The sequence below is a fragment of the Corynebacterium sp. genome (assembly GCF_043426755.1).
Classification (GTDB): domain Bacteria; phylum Actinomycetota; class Actinomycetes; order Mycobacteriales; family Mycobacteriaceae; genus Corynebacterium.
Genome location: NZ_JBHWRP010000102.1, coordinates 1 through 4,697, shown reverse-complemented (window position 1 = coordinate 4,697; position 4,697 = coordinate 1). Strand labels below are relative to the sequence as shown.

7 protein-coding genes are annotated in these 4,697 nt (G+C 59.9%); 5 read left to right on the top strand and 2 right to left on the bottom strand.

Annotated features, from left to right (window positions below):
• Both ACHFGA_RS10880 and ACHFGA_RS10875 read left to right on the top strand, forming a co-directional pair.
• A partial coding sequence (locus ACHFGA_RS10880) for a Glu/Leu/Phe/Val dehydrogenase (RefSeq protein WP_394282398.1) occupies positions 1-580 on the top strand: 580 nt, incomplete at its 5' end.
• Between the two features lie 170 nt (positions 581-750).
• A complete protein-coding gene (locus ACHFGA_RS10875) occupies positions 751-1,773 on the top strand; it encodes a PTS transporter subunit IIC (RefSeq protein ID WP_394282399.1) in 1,023 nt (340 codons plus the stop codon).
• Between the two features lie 12 nt (positions 1,774-1,785).
• Here ACHFGA_RS10875 and ACHFGA_RS10870 read toward each other — a convergent pair whose 3' ends face one another.
• Positions 1,786-2,298 carry a GNAT family N-acetyltransferase gene (locus ACHFGA_RS10870; protein WP_394282397.1) on the bottom strand — a complete coding sequence of 171 codons (513 nt, stop codon included), beginning with the start codon at positions 2,296-2,298 and terminating at the stop codon, positions 1,786-1,788.
• Between the two features lie 108 nt (positions 2,299-2,406).
• Between ACHFGA_RS10870 and ACHFGA_RS10865 the strand changes: the two genes are divergently transcribed.
• From ACHFGA_RS10865 to arfB, 3 genes are read left to right on the top strand one after another with little or no spacing between them, the layout of a single operon-like run.
• Complete coding sequence (locus tag ACHFGA_RS10865; RefSeq protein WP_394282396.1) at positions 2,407-2,766, top strand: GntR family transcriptional regulator; 360 nt, start codon at positions 2,407-2,409, stop codon at positions 2,764-2,766.
• Entirely contained in the window at positions 2,763-3,290 is a 528-nt protein-coding gene (locus ACHFGA_RS10860) for a hypothetical protein (RefSeq protein ID WP_394282395.1), read from the top strand. Before ACHFGA_RS10865 ends, ACHFGA_RS10860 begins: the two co-directional genes overlap by 4 nt.
• A gap of 35 nt (positions 3,291-3,325) precedes the next feature.
• Entirely contained in the window at positions 3,326-3,766 is a 441-nt protein-coding gene (arfB, locus tag ACHFGA_RS10855; protein WP_394282394.1) for an alternative ribosome rescue aminoacyl-tRNA hydrolase ArfB, read from the top strand.
• A gap of 114 nt (positions 3,767-3,880) precedes the next feature.
• Here arfB and ACHFGA_RS10850 read toward each other — a convergent pair whose 3' ends face one another.
• Entirely contained in the window at positions 3,881-4,558 is a 678-nt protein-coding gene (locus ACHFGA_RS10850; protein ID WP_394282393.1) for a CAP domain-containing protein, read from the bottom strand.
• Positions 4,559-4,697: the final 139 nt, after the last annotated feature.

Genomic DNA, 4,697 nt, shown 5'->3' with positions numbered 1-4,697 from the left:
CGATGCTGCGATCTTCATGGAGAAGGCTGGCATGAAGGTCGTCGCGGTGTCGGACGTGTTCGGCGCGATCTACAACGCGGATGGCATCGACACGGAGGCTTTGGCGGAGCATGTCGACGAGACGGGTAAGGTTGTGGGCTTTGCGGGTGCGGAGGCGATGGATCCGGCTGAGGTTTTGCTTCTCGACGTTGACGCCGTGATCCCTGCTGCTGTGGAAGGTGTGATCACCTCGGACAATGCGGATCAGGTCAAGGCCAAGGTTGTTATCGAGGCTGCGAACGGGCCTACCACCTCTGGTGGCGACGAAATCCTGAACAGCAAGGGCATCATGGTTGTGCCCGATATTCTGGCTAACTCAGGTGGCGTGCTGGTCTCTTACTATGAGTGGGTGCAATCGCGCGACAACTTCTGGTGGGATCTGGAGCGTGTCCAGGCGAACCAGGAAGAAGCCATGATGTCCGTGTGGAATGACGTGGTGGCCTTTGCCGAAGAGAAGGACATCACCATGCGGGAGGCGGCTGTCGCGATGGCAGTTGAGCGTGTTCTAGATGCCCATCACATGCGTGGTCTGTTCCCTTAAGCACCAGCCGCCTAAACCCCACCAGGTCAGCGTTGAGTAAAACGCACGTGGTGGGGTTTAATCTTTCTATGGCAAACATACAAGCTCCCGAATCTGAGGAGCCGATTCGCGCTACCTCTCCCACTGGACCCGCTGAGCCAGACGACAAGCTCACGCCTGGCTCATTCACCATGAATGTGCTCAACGGCATCTCCATTGCCGTGGTCGTGGCGCTGGTCCCGCAGGCGCTGCTCGGTGAGATCTTCACCGCGCTGCTGCCGGTGTTCCCGCAGGGACAGACCATCATCAATATGGTCAGCCTGTCGTCTGCGATGCTGCCGATCCTCATTGGCATTATGGTGGGCCTGCAGTTCAAGCTCACCCCGATTCAAACTGCTTGCGTGGGGCTCGCATCGGTGCTGGGCTCGGGGATTGCCGTGCCCCAGGACACCGGTGGCTTCCTGGTCCAAGGTACCGGTTTGGTGCTTAACTCGGGCCTCACCGCAGCGATCGCAGTCGGCCTGCTCCTGCTGATCGGACACCGCCTGGGCTCTTACACCATCCTGTTCCTCTCTACGCTGACCGTGGTCATTGCCGGTGGTATCGGTTGGGTGGTCACCTTCCCGATCGTCAAGGCTTTCACCGTGTGGCTGGGCAACCTGGTGAACGGCGCGACCGATCTGCAGCCGGTGATCATGGGCATTGTGCTCGCGGTGTTGTTCTGCATCATGATCGTCTCCCCGGTCTCCACGGTGGGCTTAGCCACGGCCATCTCCATGGCAGGTGTTGCCTCCGGTACCGCAAACCTTGGTGTGGTGGCCGCGGGCTTCTGCCTGTGCATCGCCGGCTGGAAAGTCAACGGGCCGGGTACCTCTCTGCTTCCGCTGCTGGGTTCACCCAAGGTACAGATGGCGAACGTGTGGGGCCGCCCCTTGAACTTCCTGCCATTGCTGTCCACTGCTGCGGTACTCGGCGCGCTGGGTGGCATCTTCGGAATCTCCGGTACGCCAATCTCTGCAGGTTTCGGCATTTCTGGCCTGGTCGGCCCATTGGCTGCCCTCAACTATGAAGGCTGGGGTTGGACCGGCGGCAACATCGCGATCGTTGTCGGCATCTTCATCATTGCCCCGATCGTTCTGTCCATCTTCTTCAGCTGGCTCTACGCCCGTCTCGGCTGGGTGAAGCCGGAACACTTCAAGATCGATTTCGAGTAGTCGCTAAAGTCTCTAAAGCGCCATCTCAAACATGTAATTCCGTTCCGGCGAAAACCCTTCATACTCAAGGGTGTGCCGGCCCAGATTAGTCATGCCCACGGCCTCATAGAATTTCACCGCTGGCGCATTATCCGGATAAACATCCAGGCGAAGCACAGTGCACCCCTGCGCGCGGGCGAGCCGGGCCGCCTCCCGCATCATAAAGCGCCCCATCCCTTTCCCCTGCGCAGACGGGTGAACGCCCACCATGTGCATCGACGCGATCTGGTCCGGAGCAGCATCAATGTGCCACGGCACGTCGTTATAACCAGGGGTCAGCTCGGACGTGAGCACGAACGCCGCGTCCACCTCGCCGATATAAAACAGCTCGCCACGGCCACTGTGATACTTCAGCATGTCCAGGGTGGGGTAGCTGCCTACTTGCCAGCCGGCATCCGCATCCGCAGCCGCGATGATGTCGTGGTAAAAAGTGAGCAGCCTGGGCGCCTGCTTGGGCGAGGCGGCTCGGGCCGGTGGATGTCCCATGGCTCTCCTTTCATCGCTTTACGACGAATGACCGTCTTGAATGAGCCTAATCTTAAAGGCATTTGTAGAGCCTCCAGAACGTGTTCTACTACCACTAGAACAACTATAATGTTGGGTGTGCTCATTGTTATCGATCCCAACTCCGCCGACACCCTCCACGACCAGCTGGTCAACCAGCTTCGGGCCGCCATCGCGCAGGGCCAGGTCGCGGTTGGTCAGCGGTTGCCGGCCGCGCGTCGGCTTGCGGATTCGCTTGATGTCAATGTGCACACCGTCCTCAAGGCCTACAACCAGCTGCGCGACGACCGCCTCATCGATATGCGGCGCGGTCGGGGAGCAGTGGTCGTCGCTAAGCCTAGTGCGGCCGGTGTCGCGCGAGCTGTCGCCGACCTGCTCGCCGCGGGCAAAGAGGCCGGGATGAGTTTGCAGGACCTTCACGACGCCCTCGATCAAGGAGCCACCCAATGAAAAACTGGACCAAAGTTGCCCTCGCCACAGCCCTCGGCGCGGCCGGCGCCTACCTTCTCCCCGGACGCGACGATCACACACCCGCAGAACCCATGGACCTGCCTGACGGCGCCCGCGCCTCCGTCAGCACCGGGTCCAGCATGCCCGCCTGGGCGCAGATCGCAATTGGCGCAGCTACAGGCGCCTTGTCGACGCGCAGTCTGCCCGGCGCAGCCGCTATTGGCTTAACGACGATCGCCCTGCGCGAAGCAACAGTGACCGTATCCCAAGGGGGAGTGCGCATCGATTCCGGACTCCCCGGAATTGGTTACACGTTTGCTCCCGAGCGCATCCGCTCCGCCCGCGCAGTAACCGTCACCGCCGCAGAGTTCGGGGGCCTCGGATTCCGCTGGTCGCTGACCCGCGGGTGGGGACTGATCCTGCGCCCTGGTGCCGCGCTGGTGCTCGAACTAAACAACGGAAAATTCACCGTCACCGTGGACGATGACGAAGCAGCCGCCGGCCTAATCAACGCTGTGGTCTAGCCCGCGCCGGGAGGTTAAAGCCTATGGTGGGGGGCATGCATGATGTAAGGATTGCCCCAGGGCCAGGCGTGCCGGATGGGCTCGTCATCCCTGAGGCGGACCTGGCTGAGAAGTTTGCGCGCTCGTCCGGCCCGGGAGGGCAGAGCGTGAACACGACCGACAGCAAAGTACAGCTAAGCTTCGATATCGAGCAGAGCAGTGCGCTGAGCGAGAAGCAGAAAGCGCGCGCGATCAAGAATCTGGGCACGACAGTGCTTATGGTGGAAGCGGCCGCACAGCGCTCGCAGTTGCGTAACCGCAACGATGCGCGAGACCGGCTTGGTGCTACGCTGCGCCAGGCCCTGGCGCCGGCCCCGCCACCACGGAAGAAGACAAAGCCGACGCGGGGGTCGGTCCGACGGCGCTTGGAGGGAAAGCGGCGGCGCTCCCAGATTAAGAAGCTGCGGCAACCCCCACGACCCGATAGCACCCCCTAGAATTCACCAGATCGCTGCACAGGAAAACTCCCCGTTAGTCGGAGGCCGATTTCTCAGCCGAGCTAACGGGGAGCAGTTGGTGCACTCAAGAATGGCCCTAGAGTGTTTGAAGAGTCACCAGTCCAGCTGAAGTGTGAGGAAAGCGAAATGGGACCTGCTTACAATAGTGACGCCAACACCCATTTTTGTGACATCGGGTCTCAGCATGTTCTTGTTGTGGCCTGGAGAATTTTTCCACCCACGAATAGGGTCGTTGCCCTTGGCGTACGAGTAGTGGTCGTACTTGTTGCCTGTATGGAGCAAGGCAACATTTTCGAATACGTAGTCGCCAGAGTGGGAGAGCTCTAATGAATCTCCGTTCGCCATGGAATGCTGGGCCATTGAGTTAGACCAGCGGGAGGACTGATTCTCAAGGGTCGCGTCGATACGCAGTGGCTTCAGGCCGTTTTGAACGCGGTGGCGGTTAACCTCCTCGTAGACTCTTTTCCGTAGCTCTGCAGCAGAACGATTAATATCCGCTTGGGTTATCGGCTGCGGGGGCCTTTGTTGTCCAGGATTGCCATTAGGAGTATTCCCGCCACTAGGTGTGCTCGGCCTAGTAACGCTGGGGCCGGATGAAGAGCTTAAGCTGCTGAGGGGAATGGTGAGCTGATTACCAGGAGAACCAATATTGACCTGGCCTGTACCCCAGGTAGTCCGCGATTCCTGGCCTTGAGCAATTGCGGGTGCTGCGGACATCATTACTGCAAGCGCAGCAGCTACGGCAGTGACCGTAGTTTTCTTAGAATTCATGTCAAGCCCCGGGTTTTGTAGAGGGTCATTTACTTAAATATCAGGCCGCTTGAACCTGAAGCATTGTCCAATCCTGGTGCGCTTCCCGTGGCGACCGGTAACCCAACGAAGAGTGCAGCCGGCGGGTGTTATACCACCC